Below are 16,318 nucleotides of genomic sequence, written 5' to 3'. Positions count from 1 at the left end.
CACCCCCGGCCCCTCCCCTGAAGGGGAGGGGAGGAAATTGCCCGCCCCTCACGCCGCCATCTCCCGCGCGACGCTGACATCGTCGAACGGCAGCACCAGATCGCCGACGATCTGCCCCTGCTCATGACCCTTGCCGGTGATCAGGACGATATCCTGCGGCCCCGCAGCTGCGATCGCCGCGCCGATCGCCTCGCGCCGCGACCCGATCTCGCTCGCGCCCGGCGCGCCCGCGAGCACCATCGCGCGGATGACCGCCGGGTCCTCCGACCGCGGATTATCGTCGGTCACGATCACCTGGTCCGCCATCGCCGCCGCGATCGCGCCCATCGGCGCGCGCTTGCCCTGGTCACGGTCGCCGCCCGCGCCGATCACCACGATCAGCCTGCCCGCGGCATGCGGTTTCAGCGCCGAGATCGCCGCCTCGAGCGCATCGGGGGTATGGGCGTAATCGACATAGACCGGCGCACCGCTTTGCGCGATCACCGCGCGCTCGAGCCGCCCGCGCACCGGCTGCAGCCGCGACAACGCCGAAAGCGTCGTCGCCACATCCCCGCCCGCCGCGATCACCAGCCCGGCCGAGACCAGCGCATTGGCCGCCTGATACGCGCCGATCAGCGGCAGATTGATCGTGTAGGTCTTGCCCTCGGCTGCGATCTCGAGCCCCTGCCCGAGCAAGGTCGGCACGCGCCCGACGAGCTTGAGCGTCCCGCCCCGCGCCCCGACCGAGATCACCCGGATCCCGCGCGACCGCGCGACCGCGACGACGCGCGCCGACATGGGGTCGTCAGCCCACACCACCGCGACGCCGCCCTCGACCAATACCTCGGAGAACAGCCGCAGCTTGGCCTCGAGATACGCCTCCATCGTGCCATGATAATCGAGATGATCGCGGCTGAGATTGGTGAACGCCGCCGCCGAAACCCGCAAACCCTCGGTGCGATATTGCGACAGCCCGTGGCTCGACGCCTCGAACGCGACATGGCTCACCCCCTCGCGGGCGAGGCCGGCGACGTTCGACAGGAAGGTGACCACGTCGGGCGTGGTCAGCCCGGTCGAGACCTGGTCGTCGCCCGTCGTCACCCCCAGCGTCCCGATCGAGGCAGCATGGAAGCCCGCCATCCGCCACACCTGTCGCACCATTTCGACGGTCGAGGTCTTGCCATTGGTTCCCGTCACCGCGACCGCGGTTTGAGGGAAGGGCGCGAAATACCGCGCCGCCAGCTCGGCGAACTTTCGCCGCGGCTCGGCATCGGCGACATGCAGTGCGCCTTCGACCGCCGCCTCCGGCCGCGCGACGACTGCAATCGCGCCACCGGCAACCGCGGCTGGCACGAAATCCTCGCCATTGACGACCGCGCCCTGAAACGCACCGAACACTACGCCCGGCGCGACCTTGCGATGGTCGATCGCAAAGCCCGTCACCGTCGAGTCCGGGGCGCCGGGAACCAGCGCCGAAAGCTTCATTGCTCTTCTCCGCCGGTCGGCGGCGTGGCGCCGGCGACGAGGCTCAGCATCGGCCGCAGATCGGCGAGATTCACTTCGCGCCGCGTATCGGGCATCACGCCAAGGATCGCCCCCGTGCGCGCGATCACGCGCCCGACGACGGGCGCCGCGTTCCACGCCGCGGTCTTCCAGCCGCCGGTTTCCTTGGTGCCCTGCGGCGAATCGAGCATCGCCAGCACGACGTAGCGCGGCGCATCCATCGGGAAGGCGGCGACGAAGGTCGCGACGTTGCGGTGATGATCATAACCGCCGTTCGACGCCGCCTCGGCGGTGCCGGTCTTGCCGCCGACGCGGTAGCCCGGCGCATCGCCCTTGCGGCCAGTGCCGTAGAGGCAGACGAGCCGCAGCAACTGGCGCATCCGCGCGCTGGTCTGTTCGCTCAGCACGCGCCGCCCCCCCGCGGCTTTGCCCGGCGCGACCTTGAGCAGGGTCGTCGGCCGCCAGATGCCGCCATTGACCATCGTCGCATAGGCATTGGCGAGATGCAGCGGCGTCACCGCGATGCCGTGGCCGTACGCCGTCGTCATAACCGTGGTGCGGCCCCAATAGCGCGGCCAGATCGGCCCGGCGCGCTCGCGCAGCTCGATCGAGGGGCGCTCGCCAAAGCCCATCGCGGTGAACATCGCCGAAAGCTTGTCCTTGCCGATCTCGTCGGCGATCCGCGCGGTCGCGACGTTGGACGAATAGATCAGCGTTTCGGGGATGTTGAGCCAGCGCTTGGGATCGCCGCGCTCGTCATGGATCGTATAGCTGCCGACCTTGAGCGGGGCGGTCGCATCGAAGCGCCGCGCCATCGAGGTGATCGTGCCGGTCTGGATCGCGGTCGCCATCGTGATCGGCTTGAAGGTCGAGCCGAGCTCGTAGACCGACTGCGTGACGTTGTTGCGCAGCGCGTCGCTGCTCGTGCCGGTCAGCTTGTTGGGGTTGTAGACCGGGAGCGACGCCATCGCGATCACCTCGCCGGTATGCACGTCGAGCACCAGCCCGGTCGCCGCGCGCGCCTGGAACATCACCATGGCGCGGCTGAGTTCGCTCTCCATCGCGCCCTGTACGCGCGCATCGACCGACAGCGCGATCGCGTCGCCGCGCCGCGTCGGGTCGGTCAGCCGCTGCTCGAACGCGCGCTCGACGCCGGCGCGACCGAGGATCTTGGGATCGGTGCCGGTCGGCCCGATATAGCCGAGCACGTGCGCGGCCATCGTCGATTGCGGGTACAGGCGCTCGGGCTCGCGCGCGAAGACGATGCCGGGTTCGCCGAGCGCATGGATCTGGTTCACCATCGCGGGCGAGGCGTGCTTGTCGAGATAGGTGAACTTGGCCTTCATCGTCAGCCGGTCGAGATACCAGGCCGAATCATGCTCGGGCATCAGTCCGGCGAGCCGCCCCGCCAGTTCCTGCCGGTCGCCGAGCACGTCGCCCGGACGTACGCCGATCGTCCATGCCTCGATCGTGCGCGCGAGCGGCTGGCCGTTGCGGTCGAGAATGTCGCCGCGCACCACCGGATTGATCGCGAGCGTCGCCGCGCCCGCCGGGCCGCCGAACAGCCCGAGCAGCGCGATCCGCCCGATCACCAGCAAGAACCCTGCAGCGATCAGCAGCATCAGCATCATCAGCCGCACATGCGCCACCGCGACCAGCGCATGGCGCTGATCGTTCGACCGGCGTGCCGGGACCGGGCGTGCGACCAACGTGCTCATCGGGATCCCTGTTTTTCGGTGCGCGCGCTGCTGCGCAGATCACCGATCACGCTGTCGTCGAGCAAGGCGCGATCGAGCAAGGCGACCGCGGCGCGGGGTCGTTCGCGGCTGACCGACGCCATCGCGGTGCGGGCGGCGGGTGCGGCAACAGCACGCGTGACCGGCGCTGGGGCGGCACGTTGCGCGGGGGCGGCGGCGCGCGGCGCGGCAGGGGTGACGGCGGTCGCGACCGCAGGCTGGATCACCGGCTGCTGGCTGGTCGTCGCGGCGAACGGCGCGGCAGGGACGAACGAGGCCATTTGCGGCGCCGTGCCACGCTGCGTCGGTTCGATCGAGGCCAAAGCCGCTTCGTCGGCGACGAACTGGTCCGCCGCCGGGGCGACCAGCCCCAAGGTCTCGGCATTCCATTTGTCGAGCTGGGCAAGATTGGCGCGCGTGTCGAACTCGGTCTCGAGCGCACGGATGTCACGCTTGGCGCGCAGGATCTCGGCGGCGGTCCGGTCGAGCTTCTTGCGCTCGGCCGCGACCTGGAGCGGCACCAGCAGGAAGCCGAGCGCCACCGCGACGCCGGCGAGGAACCAACCGAGACTCTTGCCCGCAAGACCCAGCATTACAAACTTCCTTCTGACCATGCGGCGGCACCGGTCCGTCGTGCCGTCCGCAGTGTTGCTGACCGCGCGCGGGGATTGCGCGCGATCTCGTCCTCGCTCGCCTTCACCGGGCGACCGACCTCTTCGAAACTGGGGGCGTGCTTTGCCGCGACCTCGGGCAGATGCCGCGACCCCGACGGCAGCGATCCCGAGCGCTCACGCAGGAAGCGCTTGACCATGCGATCTTCCAGGCTGTGAAAGGTCACGATCGCGAGCCGACCGCCGGGCGCGAGCGCGCGTTCGGCGGCGGCGAGGCCGTCTTCGAGCTCGCCCAGCTCGCGGTTGATATGGATGCGGATCGCCTGGAAGGTCCGCGTCGCGGGATCCTTCTTGTCGTGCGGCTTGTAACCAAGCGCCTTGCGCACGATCCGCGCGAGTTCCCCGGTGCGCGCGATCGGGCGGTTGTAGACGATCGCCTGCGCGACGCGACGCGCGCGCGGCTCCTCGCCATAGTCCTTGATGACCCGCGCGATCTCGGCTTCGTCGGCGGTGTTGAGGAAGTCGGCGGCGCTCTCCCCCTCCTGGCTCATCCGCATGTCGAGCGGGCCGTCGGACTGGAACGAGAAGCCGCGTTCGGCCTGATCGAGCTGCATCGATGACACGCCGATATCCATCGTCACGCCCTGTACCGGGACAGCATCGCGCGCGGCGAGTTCGCTGTCGAGCGCCGAAAAGGTCGCCGGCACCAAGGTCAGTGCGCCAGCCGCGGCCTCGACCAGTGCCGCGCCCGCCGCGATCGCAGCGGGATCGCGATCGAAGGCGAACACGCGCGCCCCCAGCGCAAGCATACCCGACGTGTAGCCGCCCGCGCCGAAGGTCGCGTCGACATGCGTTTCGCCCGCTTCGATCGCGAGCGCGTCGAGCACTTCGTCGATCAGCACCGGGATGTGCGGGGCATCGTCGTGGATCACAAGGCTCACAGCGCGATCCCCTTGGCCTTGCAATGATAGCGGCACGCCGCCTGCATCGCGTCGTCGACGCCGACCGCGTCGAGCAGCGTCTTGGGATCCCAGATGTCGATCCAGTCGAACGTGCCCCAGAAGAACGCGTTCTCGCCGATCTGGGCGTAATCGCGCGGAAAGCCGGGCATGATGAAGCGCCCCGAGCCATCGAACGGCACCGCCTCGCCGCTCGCGTTGCGGCGTTTCAGGTTGAAATCGGGCTTGCCATGTTCGGCGATGTGACGCGCCTGGAGATCCTCGACCTCGGCCTTGAGGATGCGGACATAGCCGGGATCATAGGCGCGCAGGCAGGTCTGCTCGGGATGGACGCCGATGATGACGGTGCCGCCGTCCTTGCCGTCGGCGCGCGGGCTGTTGGCGGCGAGCGCCTGCCGCAGCGATGCAGGAATCGCGACCCGGCCCTTGTCGTCGACAAGACCGAGTCCCTCCCCCTGATAATCGCTCCGGTCTTCCACGCTTCCCCCGCACACGGCGGACAAACCTCTCCCGAACCGAAAAACGCATCTGTCGCGAATTTCGGTGCCTGCAGTGTCAGCGCATGAAGCGCAGGCGAGATGAATCTGTCCCTGTACCGAACAGGTATCATGGGGCTCATCGGGGACACAAGGGGAAATGAGGGGATTTCCCGGGAAACGGGCTCAATCGCTTCGATTCAGCCCCGAACTTTTTCTGGTCAAATCAGATCGTTCTCGGTGTGTTCGAAGAGAAGACGCGACATGCGCGAGATATCCCGCACAGAAACCCGGCTGCGGCGCATATTCCCGTAAAATCCCCACGCCTCCCACGCTCAGCGCGCGGCGCCGGCGGGTGGCGCTTCGGTGGTATTGCCGTCGGGTGTGGCGGCGCTCGGCGCGACACCCAGTTCGGCGAGCGGCTCCTTGGGCGCGTTGGGATCCGTGGTGTTTGCAGCAACCATGTTGGCAACGACGTCGGGCCTCGCGCTGCCGATCGCCGCGACCTGCCGATCATGGTTGGCGGTCGCGAAAATCGCCGAAGCGAGGCCGATAAGCAGCAAAACGGCGGCGAGACCGATCATGCCGACCTTGGCGCGCTGGCTCGTCTGAGCCGGATCCTGGGCGATGAATTTCATAAGCTGTGGCATAAATGTAACGCGTTAAGACGCGGTTGTCGATCCCGCGATCAGTCGTGCCGTAACCAGGGTGGAACGACGAGCCCCTTAGCCTCCAACCACGTTCTGTTATAGAGCGTTGAGAGGTAACGGAAACCGGTGTCGCACAGGATGGTTGCGACTCGGCTGCCGGGGCCGAGATGACGCGCGAGGCGAACCGCCCCGGCGACATTGATTCCCGACGAAAGACCGAGGCACAGCCCTTCCTCGGCGAGCAGGCGAGTCACCCATTCCATCCCTTCGGCATCCGAAATGCGGAACTGCGTGTCGATCGGCGCGCCCTCGAGATTGGCGGTGATTCGCCCCTGCCCGATTCCTTCGGCGACCGACGATCCTTCCGACTTCAATTCGCCATGCGCATAATATTCGTAAAGCGCTGCGCCGTGCGGGTCGCTGAGTGCGATGCACACCGCCTCGTTTTTGGCCTTTAGCCCCATGCCGACGCCCGCGATCGTCCCGCCGGTCCCCGCCGCACAGGTGAAACCATCGATTCGCCCGTCCATCTGCGCCCAGATTTCCTCGGCGGTGCCGGTGATGTGCGCCTTGCGGTTGGCAATGTTGTCGAACTGGTTGGCCCAGACCGCGTTTGGCGTTTCCTCGGCGATCCGGCGCGAAGTGTGGACGAAATGCGCCGGGTTCGAATAGGGCGCCGCGGGCACCAGCACCAGTTCGGCGCCGAGCGCGCGCAGCGTGTCCATCTTCTCGCGGCTCTGCGTCTCGGGCATGACGATGATCGTCTTGTAGCCCTTGGCATTGGCGACCAGCGCGAGCCCGATCCCCGTATTCCCCGCGGTCCCCTCGACGAAGGTGCCGCCCGGCGCGATGCTCCCGCGCGCCTCGGCATCCTCGACGATCCCGAGCGCGGCGCGGTCCTTGACCGAAGCGCCGGGGTTGGCGAATTCGCATTTGCCGTAGATTTCGGCGCCGGCCGCTTCGCTCGGCCCCTTCAACAGGACGAGCGGGGTGTTGCCGATGAGCGCGAGCGTGGTGGGCGTGGTGTGCATCGCGCAGACATAGCGTGCCTGCCCGCCCCTGCAATGGATGCTCGACCCGGCTGACGACAAATCCGGCCGGGGCGACGTGGCGTGGGCGCTGGAGGTGGCGATGACGGTTCAGCGGCCATGGCCGCAGCCCGCGGAATCCCGCCACCCCCGACTCCAGCGATTGCTCGTCACGGGCGAGGATTTCGCCCGCACCGACGTGGTCGCGGCGCGCTAGGCGACTCCCGCCGCGCGCAGGTGCGGTCCGAGCCGTCCGCTCAGCCACAGGAAGAACATCCGGTAATCGCTCGCCAGCGACCAGAGCGGATAGGTGAAGGTTGCCGGGCGGTTCTTCTCGACGCCGAAATGCGCGCCCCAGGCAAAGCCATACCCCGCCACGGGCAGCGCCAGCCACCACCACCCGCCCCATTGCAGCGCGAGCGCGAGAAACAGAAAGGTCAGCGCGGTGCCGGCATAATGCAGCGCACGCGTCTCGGGCCGGGCGTGCTCGCGCAGATAGTGATGCCAGAAATCGGCGAAGCGGGTGATCGGATGCGCCATGCCGCCGATGCTATCCTGACCCGCGCCCGTTGCAAGCCCCGTTGCAAGCCCCGTTGGGCGCCCCATCTTGGCGGCACCACAAGGGGACCATGCCATGTCGACGTCGCTCTACGATCTCACAATCCCGATCTTCATCCGCAATCTCGAATCGCTCGACGCGATCCTTGCCAAGGGTGAAGCGTTCGCCACCGAGAAAGGCATCGACCCGTCCGAGCTGCTCGAAGCGCGTTTGTACGAAGATATGGCGCCGCTGATCAGCCAGGTCCAGCGCGTCAGCGACAGCGCCAAGGGCACGGCCGTACGGCTCGGCGGGGTCGAAAATGTCGTGATGGCCGACGAGGAAAAGAGCTTCGCCGATCTCCACGCACGCATCGCCAAGACGATCGAGTTCCTGAAGACAGTCCCACGCGATGCGATCGACGGCAAGGAAGCCGCCGCGGTTTCGTTGCAGACGCCGCGTCAGACCTTCGACTTTACCGGCCTCGGCTTCGTCCAGACCTTCGTGTTGCCGAACTTCTATTTCCACATGACGACGGCTTACGGCCTGCTCCGGATGAAGGGCGTTCCGCTTGGCAAGCTGGATTATCTCGGCGGTATCTGACCTGCGATGACGCCAGGACACGCCGGCGGCAGCGCTGGCGTGTCCTGGCGAGCACTGCTATGTTCCCGACATGTTCTCGCCATATTCCGAGTCGGCCGCCGATCGCGCCGTCACCTCCTACGGCGCGGAACATTGCGACCAACCCGTGCCCGCCCCTGCCCCGCAGGCGGCCGATCTTCATAGCTTCCCGCCCCGCCCGCTGCGCTGGCTCTTCCTCGATCTCAACAGCTATTTCGCCGCGGTCGAGCAACAGCTCGCGCCCGAACTGCGCGGCAAGCCGATCCTCGTCGCGCCGGTCGACAGCGACACCACCGTCGCGATCGCCGCCAGCATCCAGGCCAAGCGCTACGGCATCCGCACAGGCACGCCGGTGTGGGAGGCGAAAAGGCTCTGCCGCGAGCTGATCGTCGTTCCCGCCCGCCACGACAAATATGTCGAATTCCACGAAGCGATCGTCGCCGAGATCTGGAAGCACATCCCGGTCACCAAGGTCTGTTCGATCGACGAGGTCGCGTGTCGCCTGCTCGACAATGAAAACAGCGTCGCCGCTGCGACCGCGCTGGCGCGGCGGATCAAGGCGGGTATCCTGGCCAATGTCGGCGAATGCCTGACGAGCTCGGTCGGCATCGCGCCCAACCGCCTGTTGGCCAAGCTCGCGTCGGACATGCAGAAGCCCGACGGACTCGTCGTGCTCGAAGCCGCCGCCCTGCCACAGCGGCTCTACAATCTCCAGTTGCGCGACATCAGCGGCATCGGCGCGAAGATGGAGCGACGGCTCGCGCAGGACGGGATCAACGACATCCGGCGATATTGCGAGCGCCGCCCGCGCGACGCCGGCACCGCCTGGGGCGGCACCAATGGCGATCGGCTCTGGTATCAGCTCCACGGTGTCGACCTGCCCGAAAAGGCCACGCAAAGTCGCAGCATCGGCCACAGCCACGTCCTTTCTCCGGGCAAGCGCGGCGTCGTGCCCGTTCGTCTCACCGCGCGCCGGCTCGCCTTCAAGGCGACCAGCCGGTTGCGCCGCAAGCAATGCCGTGCTCGACTATTGGTGCTCCATGCACGCTTCGAGGACGACAAGTCGACATGGCGCACCTCGGTCAAATTGCCCGCGACGCAGGACAGTTTCGTCGTGCTCGCCGCGCTCGAATCGCTCTTCCCGCGGCTGATCGCGGCAGGGCGGACGCGGCCGGGCGATTTCCAGATCCGCATGGTCGGCGTGACGCTCGCCGAAATCGAGCCGGTCTCGGGCGAGCAGGACTCGCTGTTCGGCTTGCTTGACCCCGATGACCCGCTCGCGCGCGAAACGCGCACGCTCGCGCTCAACCGCGCGATGGACCGAATCAACGAGAGGTTCGGACGCAACGCGGTCAGCCTCGGTCCCCAGCATGGTGAGCGAATCGACCGGATCGGGACCAAGATCGCCTTTGGCAGAATCCCGGATCTCGACGAATTCCATGAATGAAGATGAACCTCAGATGACCGATTTATTGCAACGCAAGAAAGTGTACGCCGCGCTAACACTACCCTCTTGACGCACAATGTTGCGTGCGCGAAGCCTCTGGCATGACCAATCGACTCTTCCCCACCGCCGCGTTCGCGCTCCTTGCCCTTTCGGCCTGCGACAGCAAGCCGACCGAAGTGACCTCGGTCACGCCCGACCCGATGGCGTCGGTGCTCGCCAACAAGGCGCCGGTCGAGCTCCCGCCCGCGATCAAGTCCGAAGCGACGCTGCGCTGCAAGGACAACAGCCTCGTCTACGTCACCTTCTTCGAAGGCGACAAGCAGGTGCTGGTCAAGTCCAAGGCCGACGCGACCCCGGTCAAGCTCACCGCCGACAAGGCCGGCGATCCGCTCAAGGCCGATGGCTATGTGCTGACCGGCAACCCCAAGGCCGTCACGCTCACCCAGCCGGGCAAGCCTGCGCAGCTCTGCGACCTGTAAGTTTCTTTCTTAAGCCCCTCCCCTTCAGGGGAGGGGTTGGGGTGGGGAAGTGACTGCAGCCGTTATTCTCGGTGAGACACCGCCCCACCCCCAACCCCTCCCCTAAAGGGGAGGGGCTTCAACTCTCCCAACACCTTGCCTCTCCCGCGGCGATTGGCCACGATGGGTCGTTCGATACGATAAGGACCCTTCATGGCGACGATCGCGATCTACAGCCTCAAGGGCGGCGTCGGCAAAACCACGCTGACGGTGAACCTCGCCTGGTGCGCCGCAACGCTGTCGTCGCGCCGCACGCTGCTCTGGGATCTCGATCCGCAGGCCGCCTCGAGCTTCCTCCTGTCGAACCGGCCCGCCGGCACCAAGGTGCGCGACCAGGCGCAATCGGTGTTCGCCAAGGACGTCGAACCCGAAAAGCTGATCGAGCAGACCGCGGTCCCGCGGCTCGACCTGCTCGCCGCCGATGCGTCGCTGCGCGGGCTCGATCTGCTCTTCCACGAACTCGACAAGAAGAAGCGGCTGCAGAAGCTGCTCGTCGGCTTGCGCAAGAATTACGACCGCGTGCTGCTCGACTGCCCGCCCGGGCTGACCGAGACGAGCGACCAGGTAATGCGCGCCGCCGACCTGATCGTCGTTCCCGTCATCCCCTCCCCGCTCTCCGAACGCGCGCTGGCCGAGGTCACCAAGCATCTCGGCACCAAGGTCCAACTGATGCCGGTCCATTCGATGGTCGACCGCCGGCGCAAGCTCCATGCCGAAGCGCTCGCGCGCCATCCCGACTGGCCGGTCATCCCGATGGCGAGCCAGGTCGAGCAGGTCACCGTCCGCCGCGCCGCGGTCGGCAGCTTCGCGCCGGGCTCGGCGGGGGCGCAGGCGTTTGCGCAATTGTGGCAGGCGATCGAGCGCCGCCTCGCCGCGTGAAGCCGCGCATTACGCCGCTCGACCCCAATCTCGTGCTCGGCGCCTATTCGGTCGGCGTCTTCCCGATGGCCGACGGGCGCGACATTGATGAGGTCTATTGGGTCGAACCCAATGATCGCGCGATCCTGCCGCTCGATGGGTTTCATCTCTCGCATTCGCTGCGCAAGACGATCGCCGCCGAGCGCTACCGCGTCACCGCCGATCAGGCCTTCGGACAGATCCTGCAGCTGTGCGCCGAATCGGTGGGTGACCGCCCCGACACCTGGATCAACGGGCCGATCGAGCAGGTCTTCAACACGCTCCACACGCTCGGCTTCGCGCATTCGATCGAGGTGTGGGACGGCGAGACGCTGGTCGGCGGGCTCTACGGCTTGGCTCTCGGCCACGCTTTTTTCGGCGAGAGCATGGTCAGCCGCGCGCGCGACGCCTCGAAGGTGGCAATCGCCTGGCTCGTCGCAAGGCTGCGCGTCGGCGGGTTCAGCCTGCTCGACTGCCAGTTCATGACCGATCACCTCGCCTCGCTCGGCGCGATCGAGATCAGCCGCGATGCCTATCTGGCGTTGCTGTCGCCCGCGGTATCCTCGGCGATCGGTTCGTCGGCATCGTCCTCGGGCGTCGCCGATTTCTTCGCGCTCGACCGCGGCTTCCCGCTCGCATCGCCCGCCCCGCCCGCTGCAACCGAGTCGGGGCCGCCTTCGGGAAAGGTCATCGCGCAGCTTTTGACCCACACGTCATAGATCGGATGTGGCACGACGTTCAGCGCCGGGCGTTCCTTGAACAGCCAGCCCGAGAACGGGCGGCGCCAGACCTTGTCGGTGCCTTGCACGTCGAGCTGTACGAACGCGCCGGTATAATGCTCCTGCTCCCACGGGGCGGTCTGTTCGCACGCGCGCAGGCGGATCACGACGTCACCGACCCGCACCGAATTTCCCGGCTTTAGCACGACGTCACGCGCCACGCCGTTCCGTTTGTTGAGCAGGCCCAGCATCGCGACGCGCTGCGCCATCGGCGTCGCACCGAAGCTCGGGTCGACCCCGCCAGCGACATCGACCGTAACGATGTTGCTAGCGCTCGTATCGGCATCGAGCGCGGTCTCGGGGGTCGGCTGCTGCGTCGGTGCGGCGGTCTTGGTCGGGCCGCAACCGCTCACGGCGAGCGCCACCATCGACGCCAGCAGCGCGCCCGCCAGCGCGCGGCAAATCACGCGTCGGGGGTCCAGGCTTCGTAATCGCCCGTCGCGGCGGCGCGCACGCCGCCCTTTTCGAGCGCACCGCTCGGCCGATACGCGGCGAGCGTACCGGTCAGATTAGGCTCGGCCGGGATCTGCCAGGCGCGTGGCGCCGGCAAGGCGCGCGCGGGAACATCGGCGACCTGATGGTGCAGCCAGCCGAACCATTCGGGCGGCACGCGGCTGGCATCGTTGACGCCGTTATAGATCACCCAGCGCCGCGGGTTGCCCGCAGTATCGGCGCCGCCTTCGTAATAGACGTTGCCGAGCGAATCCTCGCCGACACGCGCCTTGCCGCGCAGACCGAAGGCCGTGCCCCAGCTCGCGCCGGTCCACCAGGTGAAAGGATTGAGATTGATGCCCATGGCGTAGCGCTTAGCGCGGGCTCGCGCCGCCTTCAACCGCGATCACTGCGCAGGGGGCCCGGGCCAGCTGACACGATCGCCTTCGCTGATCCCGAGATCGAGCGCGCGGCCACCGCGCAGCTCGAGCACGGCGCTCACCGGCTCGCCCGAGGGGATCTGCGTTTCGGATTGCGGAACGGTGTTCTCGGCGATGCGTGCGATCGTCCCGTCGGGGCGGATGAACAGGATGTCGAGCGGGCTCGGCGTGTTCTTCATCCAGAAGCTCGCTTCGCGCGGCGGGCCCTTGGGCGGATAGGGCGCGAACAGCATCCCGCCATCGAGCGGAATGTCGGTACGGAACATCAAGCCGCGCTGCTGCGCCTCTTCGGTCTTGGCGACCTCGACAGCGAAGGCGTGGGCGCCGTTGCTGCTGGTGATCGTCAGGGCGATCGTCCCCGCGGCCGCCTCGGCCGCCGGGGTGGAGGGCGCCGCGCCGCATCCCGCGGTCGCCAGCAGCAAAGCGAGCGCCGCTGCGCGCGGGATCAAAACCAACATGGGTACGCTCAGCCTTCCTCTTCGACCGCCACGGCGAGCGGCCCCTTGTCGCCCGCGATCATCCGCGCGCGGAGCCGCTGACCGGGCTCGACTTCGGTAAACCCGGCGCGGCGCAACGTCTCGACATGGACGAAGATATCGCCCGTATCGCCGTCGCGCATCAGGAAACCATAGCCTTTGAGGCGATTGAACCATTTCACGCTCACCGGCTCGAACGGCCCGGCCTGGTCAAGCAAGCCGAGCACGTCGCTCCGCAACGAATCGCTGCGCGCGCGCTGCGGCGGTTCGATCGCGTTGGTCAGGTCGATCGACAGGATTTCGGTCGCCTGCAGGCCGCGGTCGCGCAACCCGGCGAGACATTCGAGCCGCGCCCCCTCGGGCAGACTGCGACGGTTGTGCGCACGCAGGACCGAAAAATGGATCAGGATGTCGCCGACCGACGCATCGTCAGCGACGAGAAAGCCGAACCCGCGCGTCATATCGAACCATTTGAGCACGCCAGTATAGACGCGCGCAAACTCATCCGACATCGCCTCATCGCGCGCCGCATCTTCTTTCCGATCCAGTGCCCCAAGCGCCGGAATCGTCTCGTTTCGCATCTTCACTACCCCCGGCACGATGATTAGCATGGTCCGTGCGGGAGGCAATGTCTTCCGCTGTTCGGGCCGAACCGGTACATTTATTTAAACTATACAGTGTTCATTAACTAAGCGTATCAAAAATGTCACCTGGTGCCATCGTGGCGATTCTCCGGGCGAGCGTGAAATCATGCCCGGCGCGAATCATCGCGGCGATGTGCTTCTCGCGCAGTGGCCGTTCGGCGGCGACGAGCGCGAACGGCCCGATCCGCTTGCGGCGCGCGAACGCCAGCGCGGTCTCGACCGCGCGATCCTCCACCGCGGGGACGATCGCGGCGCTATCGGCTTCGTCGAGCCCGTCCTGGTGGAGCGCGCCGGTGACGCGGCGCTTGCCCAGGCCACGCCGACCCATCGCCGCCGCGCGCGCCTCGCCAAAGGCGCGATCGTCGATATAGCCGAGGCCGGCGAGCTTCTCGGCAAGGTCTTCGGGCGCAGCATCCGTCCCTTCCCAGCCGCGTTCGCGGATCTTGCGGACGAGGTACGCCGTCAACCGCGCACGGGTCGTCGCAAAGCGCTCGACATAGCGCAAAGCGAGCCGTTCGAGCGCCGCCGCATCTAACGGCGGCGGTACGCGTATCTCTTTGCGAGCGGGTCGTTTGGGGGCTGGTTCACGCATGACGCCATCATTGTGCCATAGTCGGCCCCGATTTTGAACGCTTGGCATAAGCAGGGGTGCGTGCTGAAGATGAGACATAGAGGCGCGGCCAGAGCAGGATGCCGCGATCAAGGGCGCAAAGACCAATGAATTTCAAGACCATAGATACTAAGGCGGGCGAGCGGACGGACGCGGCGGCAGCGCCTGCGCTGCATGCGACACCGACCCAAGACACGCTTGCGCGTCGCTTTGCCGATTTCGAAACGCTGGGGGCAGCGCTCGATTATGCGGCAAGCGGGCAACGCGGACTGAATTTTCACGATGCACGCGGTGCGCTCGCCCGCCCCTATCCGTTCGCCGAATTGCGCGGCGACGCGCTCCAGACCGCGCGGCGTCTGATCGCCTCGGGCATCAAGCCCGAAGACCGGATCGCGCTCGTTGCCGAGACCAGCCCCGAATTCGCCGCGCTCTTCTTCGGCGTCATCTATGCCGGCGCCTGGCCGGTGCCGCTGCCGCTGCCGACCTCGTTCGGCGGCCGCGACTCCTATATTGAACAGCTCCGCGTCCAGCTCGCCAGCTGCGATCCCGTGCTGCTGATCTACCCGCCGGAGCTCGCGCAGATGGGCGCCGATGCCGCCAAGGTCGCGGGTGTCACCGGCATCGACTGGTCCGAACTCGCGACACGCGACGCGCCCGACGTCGCGCTGCCGCAAGCCAAGGGCGACGACATCGCCTATCTGCAATATTCGAGCGGTTCGACGCGCTTCCCGCACGGCGTTGCGATCACGCACCACGCCTTGCTCAACAATCTCGCCGCGCACGCTTATGGCATGCAGCTGATCGAAGGCGATCGCTGCATTTCGTGGTTGCCGTGGTATCACGACATGGGGCTGGTCGGCTGCTTCCTGTCGCCGGTGGCCAACCAGGTTTCGACCGATTACCTCAAGACCGAAGATTTCGCGCGGCGCCCGCTCGCGTGGCTCGATATGATCAGCCGCAACCCTGGCACCTCGATCAGCTATTCGCCGACCTTCGGCTATGACATTTGCGCGCGACGCATGTCGAGCCAGACCAAGGCGTCCGAGCGCTTCGACCTCGCGCGCTGGCGGCTCGCCGGCAACGGCGCGGACATGATCCGCCCCGACGTGATGCAAAGCTTCGTCGATGCCTTCGCCGATGCCGGGTTCAAGGCGAGCGCGTTCCTGCCGAGCTATGGCCTGGCGGAAGCGACGCTCGCGGTCTCGATCATGCCCCCGGCCGAGGGGATCCGCGTCGAACTGGTCGAGGAAACCCAACTCTCGGGCGTTGCCGCCGGCGAGGACCGCCCGCAACGCTACCGCGCGATCGTCAATTGCGGCCGGCCGGTGCGCGACATGAAGGTCGAGATCCGCGAGGAGGACGGCACGCCGCTTCCCGAGCGCGCGATCGGCAAGCTGTGGTGCTCGGGTCCCTCGGTGATGGTCGGCTATTTCCGCGACCAGGCTTCGACCGACGCCTGCCTCGTCGATGGCTGGCTCGACACCGGCGACATGGGGTATCTCAGCGACGGCTATGTCTACATCGTCGGTCGCGCCAAGGACATGATCATCATCAACGGCCGCAACCACTGGCCGCAGGACATCGAATGGGCGGTCGAGCAGCTCCCCGGCTTCAAGGCCGGCGACATCGCCGCCTTCGCGATCACCACGCCGGGCGGTGAAGAGACCCCCGCCGTGCTCGTCCAGTGCCGCAGCTCGGACGATGCCGAGCGCGTCCGCCTGCGCGAGGAAATCCGCGAGCGCGTCCGCTCGGTAACCGGCATGAACTGCGTGATCGAACTGATCCCGCCGCGCACGCTGCCGCGCACCAGCTCGGGCAAGTTGAGCCGGGCCAAGGCGCGCAACCTCTACCTCAACGGCGATATCAAGCCGTACGACCTGGCGGCGTAAGCATCGCGTCGGTCGCGGGGAGCGGACGGCGCGCCTATCGGCGCGTCACCGCTCTCCGCAACGCCCCGCATGCGCGCCTAACCTT

19 protein-coding genes and 1 pseudogene are annotated in these 16,318 nt (G+C 67.1%); 7 read left to right on the top strand and 13 right to left on the bottom strand.

Annotated features, from left to right (window positions below):
• Positions 1-48: 48 nt before the first annotated feature.
• From ACVWYO_RS13975 to ACVWYO_RS13945, 7 genes are all read right to left on the bottom strand, one after another.
• Entirely contained in the window at positions 49-1,464 is a 1,416-nt protein-coding gene (locus tag ACVWYO_RS13975) for a UDP-N-acetylmuramoyl-L-alanyl-D-glutamate--2,6-diaminopimelate ligase (RefSeq protein WP_457351741.1), read from the bottom strand.
• Positions 1,461-3,200 (bottom strand): peptidoglycan D,D-transpeptidase FtsI family protein, encoded by a 1,740-nt coding sequence (locus ACVWYO_RS13970; RefSeq protein ID WP_457351739.1) that lies wholly within the window; start codon positions 3,198-3,200, stop codon positions 1,461-1,463. Before ACVWYO_RS13970 ends, ACVWYO_RS13975 begins: the two co-directional genes overlap by 4 nt.
• Entirely contained in the window at positions 3,197-3,811 is a 615-nt protein-coding gene (locus ACVWYO_RS13965) for a hypothetical protein (protein ID WP_457351737.1), read from the bottom strand. Before ACVWYO_RS13965 ends, ACVWYO_RS13970 begins: the two co-directional genes overlap by 4 nt.
• The gene (gene rsmH, locus ACVWYO_RS13960; protein WP_457351735.1) at positions 3,811-4,770 is read right to left on the bottom strand and encodes a 16S rRNA (cytosine(1402)-N(4))-methyltransferase RsmH; all 960 of its coding nucleotides are present in this window, start codon (positions 4,768-4,770) and stop codon (positions 3,811-3,813) included. The genes ACVWYO_RS13965 and rsmH overlap by 1 nt, the downstream gene beginning before the upstream one ends.
• Complete coding sequence (locus ACVWYO_RS13955; RefSeq protein ID WP_457351733.1) at positions 4,767-5,267, bottom strand: division/cell wall cluster transcriptional repressor MraZ; 501 nt, start codon at positions 5,265-5,267, stop codon at positions 4,767-4,769. Before ACVWYO_RS13955 ends, rsmH begins: the two co-directional genes overlap by 4 nt.
• A 332-nt stretch (positions 5,268-5,599) precedes the next feature.
• On the bottom strand, positions 5,600-5,902 hold the full coding sequence (locus ACVWYO_RS13950) for a hypothetical protein (protein ID WP_457351731.1): 303 nt from the start codon (positions 5,900-5,902) through the stop codon (positions 5,600-5,602).
• Between the two features lie 50 nt (positions 5,903-5,952).
• Positions 5,953-6,945, bottom strand: coding sequence for a cysteine synthase A (locus tag ACVWYO_RS13945; RefSeq protein ID WP_457351729.1), 993 nt, complete (start codon positions 6,943-6,945; stop codon positions 5,953-5,955).
• A gap of 37 nt (positions 6,946-6,982) precedes the next feature.
• On the opposite strand from ACVWYO_RS13945, the gene ACVWYO_RS13940 reads away from it, so the two are divergent.
• A complete protein-coding gene (locus ACVWYO_RS13940; RefSeq protein WP_457351727.1) occupies positions 6,983-7,159 on the top strand; it encodes a hypothetical protein in 177 nt (58 codons plus the stop codon).
• On the opposite strand, the gene ACVWYO_RS13935 is transcribed toward ACVWYO_RS13940, so the two are convergent.
• Entirely contained in the window at positions 7,156-7,482 is a 327-nt protein-coding gene (locus ACVWYO_RS13935) for an Mpo1-like protein (protein WP_457351725.1), read from the bottom strand. The two genes, ACVWYO_RS13940 and ACVWYO_RS13935, sit on opposite strands and share 4 nt — an antisense overlap.
• A gap of 94 nt (positions 7,483-7,576) precedes the next feature.
• Here ACVWYO_RS13935 and ACVWYO_RS13930 point away from each other — a divergent pair, with 94 nt between their 5' ends.
• The 5 genes from ACVWYO_RS13930 (at position 7,577) to aat (ending at position 11,682) form a co-directional block, all read left to right on the top strand.
• The gene (locus ACVWYO_RS13930; protein ID WP_457351723.1) at positions 7,577-8,083 is read left to right on the top strand and encodes a DUF1993 domain-containing protein; all 507 of its coding nucleotides are present in this window, start codon (positions 7,577-7,579) and stop codon (positions 8,081-8,083) included.
• A gap of 70 nt (positions 8,084-8,153) precedes the next feature.
• On the top strand, positions 8,154-9,548 hold the full coding sequence (locus tag ACVWYO_RS13925) for a Y-family DNA polymerase (RefSeq protein WP_457351721.1): 1,395 nt from the start codon (positions 8,154-8,156) through the stop codon (positions 9,546-9,548).
• 101 nt (positions 9,549-9,649) lie between these two features.
• The gene (locus ACVWYO_RS13920; RefSeq protein ID WP_457351719.1) at positions 9,650-10,027 is read left to right on the top strand and encodes a hypothetical protein; all 378 of its coding nucleotides are present in this window, start codon (positions 9,650-9,652) and stop codon (positions 10,025-10,027) included.
• Positions 10,028-10,219: 192 nt separating this feature from the next.
• A complete protein-coding gene (locus tag ACVWYO_RS13915) occupies positions 10,220-10,945 on the top strand; it encodes a ParA family protein (RefSeq protein WP_457351717.1) in 726 nt (241 codons plus the stop codon).
• Complete coding sequence (aat, locus tag ACVWYO_RS13910) at positions 10,942-11,682, top strand: leucyl/phenylalanyl-tRNA--protein transferase (protein ID WP_457351715.1); 741 nt, start codon at positions 10,942-10,944, stop codon at positions 11,680-11,682. Before ACVWYO_RS13915 ends, aat begins: the two co-directional genes overlap by 4 nt.
• A gap of 35 nt (positions 11,683-11,717) precedes the next feature.
• Here the strand turns inward: aat and ACVWYO_RS13905 are convergent.
• The 5 genes and pseudogenes from ACVWYO_RS13905 to ACVWYO_RS13885 all read right to left on the bottom strand — a co-directional run.
• Positions 11,718-11,933 (bottom strand): annotated as a pseudogene (locus ACVWYO_RS13905) (DUF2155 domain-containing protein); the annotation flags it as partial.
• Between the two features lie 212 nt (positions 11,934-12,145).
• Positions 12,146-12,538, bottom strand: coding sequence for an NADH:ubiquinone oxidoreductase subunit NDUFA12 (locus ACVWYO_RS13900; RefSeq protein WP_457351713.1), 393 nt, complete (start codon positions 12,536-12,538; stop codon positions 12,146-12,148).
• Positions 12,539-12,580: 42 nt separating this feature from the next.
• Positions 12,581-13,072: a DUF192 domain-containing protein gene (locus ACVWYO_RS13895; protein WP_457351711.1), complete on the bottom strand. Its 492-nt coding sequence runs from the start codon at positions 13,070-13,072 to the stop codon at positions 12,581-12,583.
• An 8-nt stretch (positions 13,073-13,080) separates the two neighbouring features.
• Complete coding sequence (locus ACVWYO_RS13890; protein ID WP_457351709.1) at positions 13,081-13,671, bottom strand: cold-shock protein; 591 nt, start codon at positions 13,669-13,671, stop codon at positions 13,081-13,083.
• A gap of 103 nt (positions 13,672-13,774) precedes the next feature.
• Positions 13,775-14,326, bottom strand: a complete 552-nt coding sequence (locus ACVWYO_RS13885) for a regulatory protein RecX (protein ID WP_457351707.1) — start codon at positions 14,324-14,326, stop codon at positions 13,775-13,777.
• A 125-nt stretch (positions 14,327-14,451) separates the two neighbouring features.
• Between ACVWYO_RS13885 and ACVWYO_RS13880 the strand changes: the two genes are divergently transcribed.
• Positions 14,452-16,233 carry a fatty acyl-AMP ligase gene (locus ACVWYO_RS13880; RefSeq protein ID WP_457351705.1) on the top strand — a complete coding sequence of 594 codons (1,782 nt, stop codon included), beginning with the start codon at positions 14,452-14,454 and terminating at the stop codon, positions 16,231-16,233.
• Positions 16,234-16,318 lie beyond the last annotated feature (85 nt).

This window comes from Sphingomonas sp. UYP23 (assembly GCF_054059235.1).
Note: the sequence above shows the minus strand (reverse complement) of the source record. Positions and strands in the feature narration are given on the sequence as shown.